This window comes from Pseudomonas sp. LSJ-87 (genome assembly GCF_032971465.1).
GTDB lineage: Bacteria > Pseudomonadota > Gammaproteobacteria > Pseudomonadales > Pseudomonadaceae > Aquipseudomonas > Aquipseudomonas putida_Z.
Genome location: NZ_JAWJYQ010000037.1, coordinates 1 through 14,873 on the forward strand (window position 1 = coordinate 1; position 14,873 = coordinate 14,873).

Annotated in this window: 15 protein-coding genes and 1 pseudogene; 4 read left to right on the plus strand and 12 right to left on the minus strand. The window is 62.7% G+C overall.

Annotation, left to right across the window (positions count from 1 at the left end; all coding sequences use genetic code 11):
- The 4 genes from RYH74_RS20020 to RYH74_RS20035 form a co-directional block, all read right to left on the minus strand.
- On the minus strand, positions 1 to 5,763 hold a 5,763-nt coding region (locus RYH74_RS20020), incomplete at its 3' end, for an Ig-like domain-containing protein (protein WP_317409981.1).
- A 408-nt stretch (positions 5,764 to 6,171) separates the two neighbouring features.
- The gene (locus tag RYH74_RS20025) at positions 6,172 to 6,483 is read right to left on the minus strand and encodes a hypothetical protein (RefSeq protein WP_075045127.1); all 312 of its coding nucleotides are present in this window, start codon (positions 6,481 to 6,483) and stop codon (positions 6,172 to 6,174) included.
- Between the two features lie 130 nt (positions 6,484 to 6,613).
- Positions 6,614 to 6,982 carry a hypothetical protein gene (locus tag RYH74_RS20030; RefSeq protein WP_075045126.1) on the minus strand — a complete coding sequence of 123 codons (369 nt, stop codon included), beginning with the start codon at positions 6,980 to 6,982 and terminating at the stop codon, positions 6,614 to 6,616.
- A 274-nt stretch (positions 6,983 to 7,256) separates the two neighbouring features.
- Positions 7,257 to 7,412 (minus strand): hypothetical protein, encoded by a 156-nt coding sequence (locus RYH74_RS20035; RefSeq protein ID WP_155951619.1) that lies wholly within the window; start codon positions 7,410 to 7,412, stop codon positions 7,257 to 7,259.
- Positions 7,413 to 7,903: 491 nt separating this feature from the next.
- On the opposite strand from RYH74_RS20035, the gene RYH74_RS20040 reads away from it, so the two are divergent.
- The 3 genes and pseudogenes from RYH74_RS20040 to RYH74_RS20050 all read left to right on the plus strand — a co-directional run bounded on the left by RYH74_RS20040 (position 7,904) and on the right by RYH74_RS20050 (position 9,128).
- Positions 7,904 to 8,578 carry an SOS response-associated peptidase gene (locus RYH74_RS20040; protein ID WP_317409982.1) on the plus strand — a complete coding sequence of 225 codons (675 nt, stop codon included), beginning with the start codon at positions 7,904 to 7,906 and terminating at the stop codon, positions 8,576 to 8,578.
- A gap of 10 nt (positions 8,579 to 8,588) precedes the next feature.
- Positions 8,589 to 8,756, plus strand: a complete 168-nt coding sequence (locus RYH74_RS20045; protein ID WP_157896959.1) for a hypothetical protein — start codon at positions 8,589 to 8,591, stop codon at positions 8,754 to 8,756.
- Between the two features lie 3 nt (positions 8,757 to 8,759).
- A pseudogene (locus RYH74_RS20050) lies at positions 8,760 to 9,128 on the plus strand (integrase).
- Between the two features lie 422 nt (positions 9,129 to 9,550).
- On the opposite strand, the gene RYH74_RS20055 reads toward RYH74_RS20050, so the two are convergent.
- Entirely contained in the window at positions 9,551 to 10,825 is a 1,275-nt protein-coding gene (locus RYH74_RS20055) for a Y-family DNA polymerase (protein ID WP_084850717.1), read from the minus strand.
- A complete protein-coding gene (locus RYH74_RS20060) occupies positions 10,815 to 11,243 on the minus strand; it encodes a S24 family peptidase (RefSeq protein ID WP_317409983.1) in 429 nt (142 codons plus the stop codon). The genes RYH74_RS20055 and RYH74_RS20060 overlap by 11 nt, the downstream gene beginning before the upstream one ends.
- Before the next feature lie 103 nt (positions 11,244 to 11,346).
- On the opposite strand from RYH74_RS20060, the gene RYH74_RS20065 reads away from it, so the two are divergent.
- A complete protein-coding gene (locus tag RYH74_RS20065; protein ID WP_317409984.1) occupies positions 11,347 to 12,066 on the plus strand; it encodes an SOS response-associated peptidase family protein in 720 nt (239 codons plus the stop codon).
- Here RYH74_RS20065 and RYH74_RS20070 read toward each other — a convergent pair.
- The 6 genes from RYH74_RS20070 to RYH74_RS20095 form a co-directional block, all read right to left on the minus strand.
- Positions 12,029 to 12,235: a hypothetical protein gene (locus tag RYH74_RS20070; RefSeq protein WP_317409985.1), complete on the minus strand. Its 207-nt coding sequence runs from the start codon at positions 12,233 to 12,235 to the stop codon at positions 12,029 to 12,031. The two genes, RYH74_RS20065 and RYH74_RS20070, sit on opposite strands and share 38 nt — an antisense overlap.
- Positions 12,236 to 12,255: 20 nt before the next feature.
- Positions 12,256 to 12,465, minus strand: coding sequence for a hypothetical protein (locus RYH74_RS20075; RefSeq protein WP_061305539.1), 210 nt, complete (start codon positions 12,463 to 12,465; stop codon positions 12,256 to 12,258).
- A gap of 12 nt (positions 12,466 to 12,477) precedes the next feature.
- A complete protein-coding gene (locus tag RYH74_RS20080) occupies positions 12,478 to 12,969 on the minus strand; it encodes a DUF2514 domain-containing protein (RefSeq protein WP_317409986.1) in 492 nt (163 codons plus the stop codon).
- The gene (locus RYH74_RS20085; protein WP_317409987.1) at positions 12,966 to 13,409 is read right to left on the minus strand and encodes a structural protein P5; all 444 of its coding nucleotides are present in this window, start codon (positions 13,407 to 13,409) and stop codon (positions 12,966 to 12,968) included. The genes RYH74_RS20080 and RYH74_RS20085 overlap by 4 nt, the downstream gene beginning before the upstream one ends.
- 73 nt (positions 13,410 to 13,482) lie before the next feature.
- On the minus strand, positions 13,483 to 14,076 hold the full coding sequence (locus RYH74_RS20090) for a tail fiber assembly protein (RefSeq protein WP_317409988.1): 594 nt from the start codon (positions 14,074 to 14,076) through the stop codon (positions 13,483 to 13,485).
- On the minus strand, positions 14,076 to 14,870 hold the full coding sequence (locus RYH74_RS20095; protein WP_317409989.1) for a phage tail protein: 795 nt from the start codon (positions 14,868 to 14,870) through the stop codon (positions 14,076 to 14,078). The genes RYH74_RS20090 and RYH74_RS20095 overlap by 1 nt, the downstream gene beginning before the upstream one ends.
- Positions 14,871 to 14,873: the final 3 nt, after the last annotated feature.

Genomic DNA, 14,873 nt, shown 5'->3' on the forward strand with positions numbered 1-14,873 from the left:
TGTCGTCTGGCCGATCGGGTTGCCACTGCCGTCGGTGAGGATCACCTTGGTCCCGGCTTCGGCGGTACCACTGATCACCACCCCGTTGCTCGGGTTGACGATCGGTGCGGCCGGGGCGATGGCGTCAACGGTGACGCTGGCCGGCCCGCTGGTATTGCCGGCCGGGTCCTGGGCCACGGCGTTGATGACCGTGCCGTTGGCCAGCGGCGCGCCGGGCGTGAACGACCAGTTGCCGCTGCCATCGGCGGTAGTCTGACCTATCGGGTTGCCGCCGCCGTCGGTGAGGATGACCGTCGCGCCGGCTTCGGCGGTACCGCTGATTTCCGTGCCATTGCTCGGCTCGACCACCGGAGCGGCCGGCGCCACGCCGTCCACGGTAATGACCGCCGGCGCACTATCGGTCCCACCGGGGTTGCGCGCCACCGCGTTGACCACGGTGCCATCCGGCAACGGAATGCCGGGTGTGAACGACCAGTTACCGGCGCCGTCGGCGGTGACCTGGCCGATCGGGTTGCCGTTGCCATCGGTGAGGATAATGGTGTTACCGGCATCGGCAGTACCGCTGATCACCGAGCCGTTACTCGGGTCGACCTGCGGAATCGACGGCAGCGACGAGTCCACGGTGGTGCTCCCTGGAGCGCCAGTATTGCCGGCGGCATCGGTCGCCGTGGCGTTGACCACGGTGCCATTGGGCAGTTGCGTGCCCGGGGTAAACGTCCAGTTGCCGCTGCCGTCGGCAGTGACTTCGCCAATCGGATTACCATTGCCATCGGTGAGAGTCACGGTGCTGTTCGGCTCGGCAGTACCGTTGATCACGGCGCCGTTGCTCGGATTGACCACTGGCGCGGCGGGTGCGATCGAATCCACCGTGGTGCTGCCCTGCGGGCCAGTGTTGCCGGCTGGGTCCTGGGCGACGGCGTTGACCACCGTGCCGTTGGGCAGCGGTGTGGTTGGGGTGAAGCTCCAGTCGCCGCTGCCGTCGGCGGTCGTCTCGCCGATGGGGTTGCCGCTGCCATCGGTCAGAATGACGGTGCTGCCCGGCTCGGCGGTGCCGCTGATTTCGCTGCCGTTGCTTGGCTCGACGACTGGTGCGGCCGGGGCTACCGAGTCCACTGTGGTGGCGGCCTGCGGACCGGTGTTGCCGGTCGGGTCGGTTGCCGTGGCGATGATTACGGTACCGTTGGCCAGCGGCAAACCGGGGGTGAAGCTCCAGTTGCCGCTGCCGTCGGCGGTGATCTGGGCGATCGGGTTGCCGCCGAGGTCGGTCAGGGTGACGGTGGCGCCCGCTTCGGCGGTACCGCTGATGGTCGTGCCGTTGGTGGGATTGATTACCGGTGCAGCCGGCGCGCTGGAATCGACGGTGACCGTCGCTGCCAGGCTGGTGTTGCCCGCCGGGTCGCTCGCCGTGACATTGACCACGGTGCCATTGGGCAGCGGCGTCGCTGGGGTGAACGTCCAGTTGCCGCTGCCGTCGGCGGTGACTTCGCCAATGGGGTTACCGCTGCCGTCGGTGAGGGTCACGGTGCTGTTCGGCTCGGCGGTGCCGCTAAGACTGCTGCCGTTGCTGAGATTGATGGTAGGTACACCCGGGGCCACGCCGTCCACGATGGTGCTGCCCTGCCCGCTGGTATTGCCGGCCGGGTCCTGGGCGACGGCGTTGACCACCGTGCCATTGGGCAGCGGCGTGGTTGGGGTGAAGCTCCAATCGCCACTGCCGTCGGCGGTCGTCTCACCGATGGGGTTGCCGCTGCCATCGGTCAGGATGACGGTGCTACCCGGCTCGGCGGTACCGCTGATTTCGCTGCCGTTGCTCGGCTCGACGACTGGTGCGGCCGGGGCTACCGAGTCCACCGTGGTGGCGGCCTGCGGGCCGGTGTTGCCGGTCGGGTCGGTTGCCTTGGCGATGATTACGGTACCGTTGGCCAACGGTGTACCGGGGGTAAAGCTCCAGTTGCCGCTGCCGTCGGCGGTGACCTGGGCGATCGGGTTGCCGCCGAGGTCGGTCAGGGTGACGGTGGCGCCCGCTTCGGCGGTACCGCCGATGGTCGCGCCGTTGGTTGGGTTGATCACCGGTGCAGCCGGCGCGCTGGAATCGACGGTGACGGTCGCTGCCGGGCTCGTGTTGCCGGCCGGGTCACTCGCCGTGACATTGACCACCGTGCCATTGGGCAACGGCGTGGCTGGGGTGAACGTCCAGTTACCGCTGCCGTCGGCGGTGACTTCGCCAATCGGATTACCGCTGCCATCGGTGAGGGTCACTGTGCTGTTCGGCTCGGCGGTGCCGCTAAGACTGCTGCCGTTGCTGAGATTGATGGTAGGTACGCCCGGGGCCACGCCATCCACGGTGGTGCTGCCCTGCCCGCTGGTATTGCCGGCCGGGTCGGTCGCCGTGGCATTGACCACGGAGCCATCCGGCAACGGTGTGCCTGGCGTGAACGACCAGTTGCCGCTGCCGTCGGCGGTGGTCTGGCCGATCGGGTTGCCGCTGCCGTCGGTCAGGGTGATGGTGCTGCCCGGCTCGGCGGTGCCGCTGATTTCGCTGCCGTTGCTCGGCTGGACCACCGGCGCGGCCGGGGCTACCGAGTCCACTGTGGTGCTTGATGGAGCGCTGGTGTTGCCGGTCGGGTCGGTCGCGGTGGCGTTCACCACGGTGCCGTTGGGTAACGGGCTGCCCGGTGTGAAGCTCCAGTTGCCACTGCCGTCGGCGGTGACCTGGCCGATCGGGTTGCCGCTGCCATCGGTCAGGGTGACGGTGGCGCCCGCTTCGGCGGTACCGCCGATGGTCGCGCCGTTACTCGGATTGATTACCGGTGCAGCCGGCGCGCTGGAATCGACGGTGACGGTCGCTGCCGGGCTCGTGTTGCCGGCCGGGTCACTCGCCGTGACATTGACCACGGTGCCATTGGGCAGCGGCGTGGCTGGGGTGAACGACCAGTTACCGCTGCCGTCGGCGGTGACTTCGCCAATCGGATTACCGCTGCCGTCGGTGAGGGTCACGGTGCTGTTTGGCTCGGCGGTGCCGCTGAGGCTGCTGCCGTTGCTGAGGTCGATGGTAGGTACGCCCGGGGCCACGCCATCCACGGTGGTGCTGCCCTGCCCGCTGGTATTGCCGGCCGGGTCGGTCGCCGTGGCATTGACCACGGAGCCATCCGGCAACGGTGTGCCTGGGGTGAACGACCAGTTGCCGCTGCCGTCGGCGGTGGTCTGGCCGATCGGGTTGCCGCTGCCGTCGGTCAGGGTGATGGTGCTACCCGGTTCGGCGGTGCCGCTGATTTCGCTGCCGTTGCTCGGCTGGACCACCGGCGCGGCCGGGGCTACCGAGTCCACTGTGGTGCTTGATGGAGCGCTGGTGTTGCCGGTCGGGTCGGTCGCGGTGGCGTTCACCACGGTGCCGTTGGGTAACGGGCTGCCCGGTGTGAAGCTCCAGTTGCCACTGCCGTCGGCGGTGACCTGGCCGATCGGGTTGCCGCTGCCATCGGTCAGGGTGACGGTGGCGCCCGCTTCGGCGGTACCGCCGATGGTCGCGCCGTTACTCGGATTGATTACCGGTGCAGCCGGCGCGCTGGAATCGACGGTGACGGTCGCTGCCGGGCTCGTGTTGCCGGCCGGGTCACTCGCCGTGACATTGACCACGGTGCCATTGGGCAGCGGCGTGGCTGGGGTGAACGACCAGTTACCGCTGCCGTCGGCGGTGACTTCGCCAATCGGATTACCGCTGCCGTCGGTGAGGGTCACGGTGCTGTTTGGCTCGGCGGTGCCGCTGAGGCTGCTGCCGTTGCTGAGGTCGATGGTGGGCACGCCCGGGGCCACGCCGTCCACGGTGGTGCTGCCCTGCGCGCTGGTATTGCCGGCCGGGTCGGTCGCCGTGGCATTGACCGCGGAGCCATGCGGCAACGGTGTGCCTGGCGTGAACGACCAGTTGCCGCTGCCGTCGGTCAGCGTGACGGTGCTGCCCGGCTCGGCGGTGCCGCTGATTTCGCTGCCGTTGCTCGGCTGGACCACCGGCGCGGCCGGGGCTACCGAGTCCACTGTGGTGCTCGTTGGAGCGCTGGTGTTGCCGGTCGGGTCGGTCGCAGTGGCGTTCACCACGGTGCCGTTGGGTAACGGGCTGCCCGGTGTGAAACTCCAGTTGCCACTGCCGTCGGCGGTGACCTGGCCGATCGGGTTGCCGCCGGCATCGGTCAGCGTGACGGTGCTGCCCGGTTCGGCGGTGCCACTGATCGTGGTGCCATTGCTGGGGTTGATCACTGGTGCAGCCGGGGCCTGGGCATCCACTGTCGTGCTCGTCGGAGCGCTGGTATTGCCAGCTGCATCCTGGGCCACCACGTTGATCACGGTACCGTCGGGCAGCGGTGTCGCGGGGGTGTAGCTCCAGTTGCCACTGCCATCGGCCGTTACCTGGCCGATTGGATTACCGCTGCCATCGGTGAGGGTCACGGTGCTGTTCGGCTCGGCGGTGCCGCTGAGGCTGCTGCCGTCGCTCAGGTTGATGGTGGGAGCGCCCGGCGCCACGCTATCCACGGTGGTGCTGCCCTGCCCGCTGGTATTGCCAGCCGCGTCCTGGGCCACCGCGTTGACCACGGTACCGTCGGGCAGCGGTGTCGCGGGGGTGTAGCTCCAGTTGCCGTTGCCATCGGCCGTCACCTGGCCGATCGGGTTACCGCTGCCATCGGTGAGGGTCACGGTGCTGTTCGGTTCGGCGGTACCGCTGAGTTCGCTGCCGTTGCTCGGGTTGATCACGGGTGCCGCTGGTGCCACGCCATCGATGATGGTGCTGGCGGGCGGGCCGCTGTTACCGGCGGCATCCACTACCACTGCTTTGACCACCGTGCCATCGGGCAGTGGGCTATCGGGTGTGTACGACCAGTTGCCGTTGCCGTCGGCAGTAGTCTGGCCGATGGGGTTGCCGTTGCCGTCGGTGAGCACCACGGTGCTGCCCGGCTCGGCGGTACCGCTGAGGCTGGAGCCGTTGCTCGGGTTGATTTGCGGCGCATCGGGGAAGTCAGGGGCCTGCACGGTCGCGGGCGGGCTGCTATTGCCGGCCGGATCGGTCACCACCACGGTAACCGTTTCACCGTTGGTCAGTGGCGGATTCAGTGGAATCTGGAATTTGCCGTCAGAGCCGACCACCACGCTGACGTCGGTTTGCCCGTCGCCGTTGATGTCGATGCCCACGGTGGCGCCCGGCTCGGCCGTGCCGCTGATGCTGCTGCCATCTGGGGCAATCTGCAGTCCGCTGGCGGGCGCCGGAGCCGTGGTGTCAGGCGGCACACTGCCGTCACCGCCGCCACCACCGCCGCCGCCGCCATCGTTGCTGTTGGCGATCGCGACGCCGCCGCCAATGATCGCAGCCCCAGCCAGCAATGCAGCGCCGGGGCTGAGCCCGGCAATGGTGCCGTCGGCGCCAGTGAGCGACTCGAACCCGGCCGCAGTTTCCTGTGGCACATAACCTGCCACCAGCGGCCCATCGGCAGCGACCGGTGGCAGGTCCACGGCCAGCAGCTTGTCCCGGTCTACCAGGTACAACTGGCTTACCGGCTGCCCCTCGACATAGAAGTTGGCAATGCGCAGGCTCTCGCCAGACTTCAGTTGTACGATCAGGTCCGCCCCGCTTTTTGTGTAGCTCGTCACGCTTTCGGGAGCAATATCCAAAACAATGTTACTGCTCTGAGTAAGCGTCAGGATTCCGTTATCGGGGATTGCGATGGGGGCGGCAGAAGTAACACTTTGAGCGAGGGGAGATACCTTGGCCTGAATCGACATACGTGACAGTCCTTTTGTCTACAGCACGACCGAGCGATCGCACGCGTATATCCACAAATAGCACGACCCCCATAAAACGCCAGACGGGCTTTAGAATATTTAAGGAAGGTCTCTTGCGGGGAGGATCATCATCAAGGTTCGCAAAAATCTACTTGATCTATTACTTTTGAGTTAGCCCTTCCTCACCGCAGGATGGCGTAACTGAAAGTTGGTGTTAACAGGAAGGTATTAGTTGAAAAGTAGCCGCCCCCACACCTTGATAAATGCAAACAAATCGTGTTTGCTTCCAGCTCCTGACGAACCTTTCAACTTGAGCCTGGGTAAGCCCGACAGCAAGGCAGATTATCGAGCAACATGAGACAGTAGGCCGCTCGGTGCTGGTCTTCGAGCGGCTCGTTCAGCGTTCCCTTAGTTGAACTTGAGCTTTGCCACTTTGCTCAGTGCCCACCCACTGAACACGTAGAACGCATCCAGATAGAAGCGGCCTTCGTAGTTCGGTAGCGGTACACGATTCAACAACAGCTCGGGCATGTCGGGCGACGGTGGAAACAGCGCATAAAAGCCGTTGGGCAACACCGCCAACGCGATGAGCAGCAGGTAGGTCACGGTCCGCAGCATGGTGGCGCGGTTATCGGACTGCTCGGCCCATTTCAGGCCGAACCAGGCGACCAGGCCGGCAACCGGCAACACCCAGAAATGCGTCGGCATTCCAATGAACATTTCCGCGACAATGCTTCTTGCTTCCAACCTGGTGCTCTCCGTTCAAATGAGCGGATTATTGCCGCTGGAGTCAGCAAATGCAAAAAGCCCGCTCTCGAGGGCGGGCATTTTGTTCGCGAGGGTCAGTCGATCATGCTTTAGAACACATCAGCGCGGCATCCAGCAGCCTGCCATGGTCGTACCAGGCATCGCGTTGATAGGCCGCGAACTGGCGCTGGTTACCCGTGCCCCGCACCTCGACCAGGCCACCCGCCTTATCGGGGTCGGTACTATCGACGAACAGTCTGACCGAGTTATCGCCATCGACCTGGTAGGTTTTCACATTCCCTTGAAGTTCGCTTTTGACGCATCCCAGGTACGCCGGCGTACTTCTTTCCGTGGCCCCGGCCGCATACCCATGGCCCTCGCGCACATCGGGGTCATGTGCGCAGCCTGCCATGAACAGTGTGGCGAAAGTGGATATCAGTATTGCACCTGCTACCGATCTTGAGCTCTTCACGCGACACGCTCCTGCCGCCCCATCGAGTAACTTGGGAAAGTGTTGCCAAGCCGCATGCCTTTTTTTGGTTTTTGTTTGCCCATGTTACTGCTCAACGTCAGCCGGGCAATATGCTTGTTTGCTATATCGGTTTCAGGACGGGCTTTCCCCGAGAAGATAATCTTCGTTCATGGATCAGCGGGCAAGTTCCAGACAGGCCAGCCTGGGCGAGTTTGCGTTGTCTTGCAGTGTATTCGCACAGGCCTGGCCGCAAGCGGAAGGGATGCTGCCTGCATCAATAGCGGCGGTAGTCCTGGCCACCATGGTATCCATCGTTGAAATGCCGGTGATGACCGCCGCCGTGATGCCCACCGTGGTGCCAGTATGGCCAGCAACCACCGAGCAGCAGCAACCCTGACAACACCACGACCCATGCAGTCTTGCGTTTCATGTGCGTACCTCCGGCCAGGTGAAACCAGGCCTTGCTTACGTTGGACCGCACAAAGGAGGGATGTTCAGGCAGGGGCCGGCCGTTGGTCTTCTTGCCAGCGATTTCATGCGCAGGACATTCCGGTACCGTATGGCCATGAACCCGCCAGAGCGCGAGCAAAACCCGACCAAGACCGGATTGCCTTCCTGCTGGTGCCCCGATTCCGGGGGGGCTGAACCCACAATCGGGGTCAGGCGATGGCCTTCAGGAACACCAGTGTCGCCACCAGATCCAGGAGCAGTACGGCAACCACCACGAAGGCCATGTAATAGCGGTCATCCTGAGTCATTTTTGCGTTCCCCGAATGATCAATGCCTCAGGGTCAAAGCAATTGCTGTTCCAAAACCGTGACACATCCGATCAGGGTCGCTCCGTCCATGCTCGGCCCCCTGCTGCCATGTGCCCGAGGAACCATGCCCTGGCCTATGCTCATGGTTTCGGAGGAAGCGAATATGTGCGGAAGGCTCAGCCAGTACCGTGGCATACATGACTTCGTTGAAACCCTGAGCCTGCCAGAGGCCTGGCGGAACAACGTCGGCGACCAGCCGCTTGGCCGGTACAACATCGCGCCGACCACGCTGGTGGCAGTACTGCGGATGGATGACGCAGGCCCACGAGCGGACCTGGTGAAGTGGGGATGGCGGCCGCACTGGGCAAACGATCGCGCTGCGCCGATCAACGCGCGGGTCGAGAAGGTGGCGCATGGCCCATTCTTCCGGGCGATCTGGCCGCACCGGGCCATCACCCCTATCGACGGCTGGTACGAATGGGTTGATGAAGGTGGGCCGAAGAAGCAGCCGTACTACATCCGCCGCCAGGATGGGCGCCCTGCCCTTTGCGCCTCGATCGGCCAGTTCACCGGCACCGAACACGACGGGTTCGTCATCATTACCGCCGACGCTCAGGGCGGAATGGTCGACGTTCACGACCGCCGGCCTGTCGTGTTGTCGCCAGAGCTGGCGTACGAGTGGATCGCGGCAGCAATGCCCAGCGAGCGCGCAGAACAACTGGTGCTCAACCTGGGTGAGCCGGCCGAAGCCTTCGAGTGGTACCGGGTGGGTATCGCCGTGGGGAATGTGCGCAACCAAGGTGCCGAGCTGATGAACCCGCTTCAGCGTATGATCTGAATGCGCAGCGATGCAGGATCGTAAGCGCGGCGCCTGCGATTATTGCGATGAGGACCGTATCCCTGCCATCAGCCATACCGAGCTGGCCAAGATCTCGCGCCTCTATGCGACGCGTAGAAGTATCTGCAGATCAGTGCTGCTCAACGAGCGCGCGCTGAATGCCATCCAGCAGGCCTAGAGGATGGCAACTCTCCAGCGCAGGGCATCCCAAGCCCGCGCACCCGATCCGCCCATTTCTGTTCCAGCCGAGCAAAGGTGGGCTGTGGATCAACGAACCAAGTGTTACAATCCGCCACTTCAAATCGGCGCCCAAGGCGCTGAACATCCGTGAACGCCGTCAGTACGACACCCGCCACACCTACGCCACCCTATGCCTGATGTCTGGGATGAACCCGCGTTCATCGCGAACCAGCTTGGTCACAGCGTCGAGATGTTGCTTTCTACCTACGCGAAATGGATCAGCTCCTCCTCGGACTGGAGGGAGCTGGAGAAGCTGCCGCCCCGAGTCGAATTGGCCCAAAATTGGCCCAAGACTGACGAGAGGGCCTAAATACACCTCTGGAACCCCCGCAGGACAAGCACTTGATTTCTACCGCCAACATCACCATGCGATTTCTTAGGGGTGTTCGGCGGTGATAAAGGGTTGATTTTGCTGGACTAAATGCCCCTCCAGTACCCTACGATACCCCATCATTGGTATCAGAATTGGTATCGCACGCGGATGGCTATCGCTTCACTCAGCGCCTCGTCGACCCAGATCGACGCGCAGCGGGCCGCATGGCTGGTCATGCTCGAGCGCCCACAATCTCGCCGACTCGGCGAACTCCAGCATGTCAGCCAACTGGTCTGCGTCAACGTCACACCGCCGGTGGGCAGATACCGCCAATTCCGTAAGCACCGTGGCCCGGCCATCAGGATCTGCTATCAGTGCGTGCTGGTCATTGAGTTCGGCCAGCCAGGCCGATGGCAAGCTCAACATTTAACCGTCCACAGCTGATCGATACGCGTTGTGTAGGATTGGCTCATCATCTCCCTCCTCATCCCCCAGTCCGGTGTCGCCGGCACGCTGCCGGCTCGCATCGTCCCCCTCCCCCAGCGCTCATTGATGTTATCCATCACCTGCATCAGCCGGTCACATGCCACCGATTGCTTGAGCGCGAACAAATCCTCTGAAAACTCACCTGGTTGCCGCAGGTCCATCAGCAGCACCTCGGCCTTGCTGTAACGGAACCCAGGCCTGAAGATCCTCCCGACCGCATCGGTGGCCAGTCGAGTCATCAGCAGCGTGTCGCAGGTTGGGTAAGGAAGCTCCACCAGCGCACCCTGGGCGTGATGCGCCTCCTCCGGATTGAACATGCCTGTGCGGATGCTGACCCGCATGCGCTTGCACACTGACCCTTGAGCCCGCAGTTTCTCCGCAGCGCGGCCAACATAAGTGGCCACGGCCTGTTTGATCGGCGCCAGCTCGGTCAACCGCTTTCCGAACATCCGACTGCAGCAGATCTCCTGCTTCGGCGGTTCGGCCTCGTCAAGTTCAAGGCATGGTGTGCCAGCGAGCTCTCGGGCCGTCTTTTCAACCACAACGCTGAACTTCTGGCGAAGTGTCCAGGCGTCAGCTTTGGCCAGGTCCATGGCTGTGCGGATGCCCATCGCTTCAAGGTGAGCGGTCATACGCCGACCAATGCCCCATACTTCCTTCACCTCGGTATTGCGCAACACCCAATCGCGCTTGAACGGATCGGTGATGTCGACGACGCCACCTGTCTGCGCCAGCAGGCGCTTGGCGGTGTGATTGGCCAGTTTCGCAAGCGTCTTGGTTCCGGCGATCCCGACACCTACAGGAATCCCCGTGCACTGGAAGATCCTCGAGCGCAGCTTTCGTCCGAACTGGGTCAGGTTTTCCTGAATACCGGAAAGGTCAGCGAAACACTCGTCGATGCTGTAGACCTCTGTTGCTGGCACCATCGATTCGATCAGCGTCATGACACGCTCGCTCATATCGCCATAGAGCGCATAGTTACTGCTGAAGGCCATGATGCCGTGTCGGCGCAGCTTTTCCTTCGCTTGGAAAAACGGCTCGCCCATCTTCACAAATGGCTTAGCGTCGTAGGATCTGGCAATCACGCAGCCGTCGTTGTTGCTCAACACGACGATTGGGGTCTTGGCCAGGTCCGGCCGAAACACACGCTCGCAACTAGCGTAGAACGAGTTGCAATCAATCAGCGCAAACACCTGGTCACTGCGCATGGTCACGAACGCTGTAACGCACAACGCCCCATATCACGAGCTCGTCGCCTTCCATGATGTATCGCGGCGGATATGCAGGGTTCTCGGACTTCAAGATGACCACGCCATCGCGCCGGTGCAGGCGCTTGCAAACCGGCTCACTGTTAACCGCGGCAATCACCACATCGCCGTGTTCAGCCTCGCGGCCGCGATCGACGATGACGATGTCACCGGAGTAGATCCCTGCCCCTTGCATGCTGTCGCCTTCGACTTTCACTAGATACACATGGGGCGCGCGGAGGTCGAATAACTCATCAAGGGAAATATGGCCTTCCAGGTGGTCCGCAGCAGGCGACGGGAATCCGGCCGGCACGCGAAACGAATACAGCGAAAGGGGTTCGGTACCGCCGGTTGGCGTACCCAAGAAAGTGATGGTCATGGTGGAAGGTCCGAAGCAAACTGTATGCATATACAGTAAATCCGGCATCAGCTGCTCGGTCAATCCTGGGCGATGAAAATTCTGACGGGCGAGAGGGGAAATTATGTGCGGACGGTACTCGATCTATGAGTCGATGGATCACTACCTGCGACAGCTATCGCTGGATCTGGTCGTAATCAATGGTTACGACCATGAACCGATCAGTCGCTTCAATGTGGCACCTTCGACCCGCGTCGAGGTCATCCGCAGAGTAGACGAGGGGTTGAGCGTGGATAGGGTCAAGTGGGGATGGTCGCCTTTCTGGGCGAAGGGGATACGCCCGGACCCGATCAATGCCCGGGCTGAGACGGTGGTGATGGGAAAATTCTTCAAGGCTCTGTGGCCGAACGGAAGGGCTTTGGCGCCGGCAAATGGCTGGTTCGAATGGGTTCCAGATCCTGCAGACCCGAAGCGAAAGCAGCCGTACTACATCACGAGCGCCGATGGCGGACCTCTATTTTTTGCCGCGCTCGCAGAAGTACATCAGGGTCTGGAGCCAGATGAGCGGGATGGATTTGTTGTCATCACAGCCGCTGCTGATCAAGGCCTGGTCGACATCCACGACAGAAAACCCCTGGTGCTCTCGCCTGAAACCGCTAAGGAATGGCTGGATCCAGCCACATCAGGCGAACGCTTGGAAGCCATTGTCGAGGTTGGATGCCGGCCGGCACAAGACTTCCGATGGTTTCCAGTTGGCAAGGCCGTGGGGAATGTTAAGAACCAAGGCCATGAGCTGATTGAGCCGGTCAGTGAACAGAACCGCCAGGGCAACCTAGAGCTCTAAGCTGGTAGTCGGTTACCGCCTGGAACTGCGATTCGGCAATTAGCCGCAAGCGCTCGACCTTTTCGGCAGATTCGCCTGCCGCCTGAGCCTCGTGGTACCGCTTCATCGCAGCCACAGCATCGCCGTACATAGGGTGATCGGGTAACAAGGGTGGCGGTTTGTCGCTCATTTGCATCCCCGTGGCGGGTGTCATTGGATGGTGGATGGTGGCTGACCAGCTGCGACCAGCTGGTAGTCAATGGCCGCATTGTAAAGCGAGTCGGCCAGCAGACGTAGGCGCTCAACTTCTTCAATGGACGCACCATTCTCCTCGGCTGCTCGATGCTCACGTATAGCTTCCAAGGCTTGACGAAGCAGGGGTTCGCCAGCGAGAGCTATGCCTTCCAACGTTCGTTTCATCGTCTGCTCCAGCTATGGGACCAGAGCATTATAGGACGATTCACATAGCTGCCCGGCTATTCTGGCTCGGTCATAAGCTTTCGCCAGCTCTCCCGCTCGTGCATCAGCCCGGTCGCGCAGTTCGGAGAGCACCATGGCGGCGCGGGTGGCTGCCTGGCCTCGGGCGATAGCGGCGGTATCCGTGCCGGGGCAACTGACGGTGGTGGCGAATTTGGCGCCTTCGTCGCGCAGCCGCTGGCCAGCATCATCAGCGCCAGCAGCGCCAGAATCAGCAGTCGTTCGTTCTTTCTGGGCATGGGCTCTCGCCTCCTCCTGCGCCATGGCGCGTCGTTGTTCTTCCTGGCGCGCATCCCGCTCGCCGATCACCTCGGCCAACCGGTCACCGCTATCTCGTTGCGCTGATGCCTGTCCGGCGTTCGCTCGCTCGATCGAGATGCCGTGCTGGTATGCCGCCCAGTGGGATCCCAGCAGCACAAATACCGCCGCTATGGCCCCCCCCTTCATGCCAGCGCCCGCCGAATGCCTTCGTCGATCACCTCTGCCTTGTACGGATTGCCGCCGTTCTCGTGGACGATGATGCCGACTACGGCTTCGCGCAGCACCTGCGGCCTGGAGATGTCGATGGAGTCGAGCACGCCAACACCCAGGCGCTTGGCGATGGCCTGGGCGTAGGCCTGGGTATTGTTCTCGCTGGACGGCGCCCAGCGGCTGATGAACTCCAGCGGGGTATCGATGCCTGGGCGGCCAACCCCGGGCATACCATCCTTGCCCCGATAGTTCAGCAGCAGCTTGCCCAAGGCCCGGATGCCATTCTCTGCTTGGTCGAAGCGGGCAAAGCGTGGCTTGGCAACGCCCTCCTCCAGGCCGAGCTGGCCCTGCCAGGCGTTGCGCGGGTTGAAATCGATGTTGCCGGGGTTGTTGTTGCGGATGCCGCGTGCGGTCATAGGTTTTCTCCAGGCAAAAAAATACCGGCTCTGAGCCGGTTGTGTTCGAAAGGCAGGTGATTGTTCAGCCGGATCACGCCGGCGGCGCGGGCCACTCGATGTCGTTGGGGTAGCTTTCCTGGTCGGGTAAGCGGCTCAGCGCCACGCGGTAACGTTTCCAGGCGATCAGCAGAGCGGCCTCAGCTTCGGTGGCCTCGTCAAGCTCAACGGCATCCTGCAGCGGGGCAATCGCTGCATCGGCCACTGCGCGCCGCTGCGCCTGTTCAGAAACCACAGCGGCCAGCAGCTGCTCAGCGGAAGCTTGGGCCTTGGCCTCGGCGGTGATGACCTGCGACCAGTCGATTACACCGGGAGTGGCGGGTAGACGTTCGCCCAGCTCCAGGCCGGGCAACTGCACCTGACCGTCACCCGGATAGAGGTCGACCGGGAAGCGCGCCCCCTGCGGTGCATCGGCGTCGTGAGGCAGCATCAGGGTCAGCACCAGGTCGCCGTTGATACGCTCTACAGGGGCAATCACGAAATCACAGCCCACGGCCTCGGACGGCAAGGTCGCGCCATCGGACAGGCGCGAGAAGTCCAAGGCCAAGCCGTTCACTTCCAGTGTGTCGCCGGCCTTCGCAACCGAGAGGCGGACATCAGAACGAACCGGGGAAAGCTTGATAATCATTAGAACCACCTCCCCAGCGCTAGCGCGCCGATTGTCACCAAAGACTGATCGCCTGACACCCAGGCGCCAGTAGATGCAATGCCTAACTGAACCCCCGATGCGGAAACGTTCCTTGCATACACTTCTTTGGTCGTTCCGTAAATCTTCGCCGCGTAGTTGGTAAGATCGAGTTGAGGCAGAACAACCGGCGCCTGACTGAAATAACTTGGGTAGGTCCAAGAAGCTTGCAGGTTGGAGTTATTCGCGAAGGTTAAATTCAGCCCATTCGCATAGCAAACCAGGCACCCATTGGCGAATTTGAAGTAGGTTCCGTTGGCATTCGATCCAGTTTCCATGATCGCCCCATTTGGAACCCCACCACTTTGGCTGACGGTACCAAGAATCGCTGCGACCGCCGCAGCGCCCAGGCCTAAGCCGGTGCGCCCGAGCGCTGCGGTGTTGCCGCCGGTACCACCCTTGGTCACCGGGACCACGTTCTCGGTCGAGACCGAGCCCAGGCCGGCCAGCGTCGAACCCCAGGTGTTGGCGATATCGTTGAACTTGTCAGCCAGGGTCTTGGTGTAACCCTGAACCGGCGCGATCGCATAGGTGCCGCCGGCTACCGTTACCCCTTTGTATGCCGGCAAGATGCTCAGCACCGTAGCGCTGGCAATGTTGGTCACCTCATACCAGTTGCCGTCTGGCCCCAGAAGCGCATCGCCCACCCGGGCGTTCGCGGAAAAGTTGGTGCCGGTACCGGTCACCGTTGTTTGGCCAGCCGTGATCGCGACCGTGCCTGTCCTGTACCAGGGCATAGG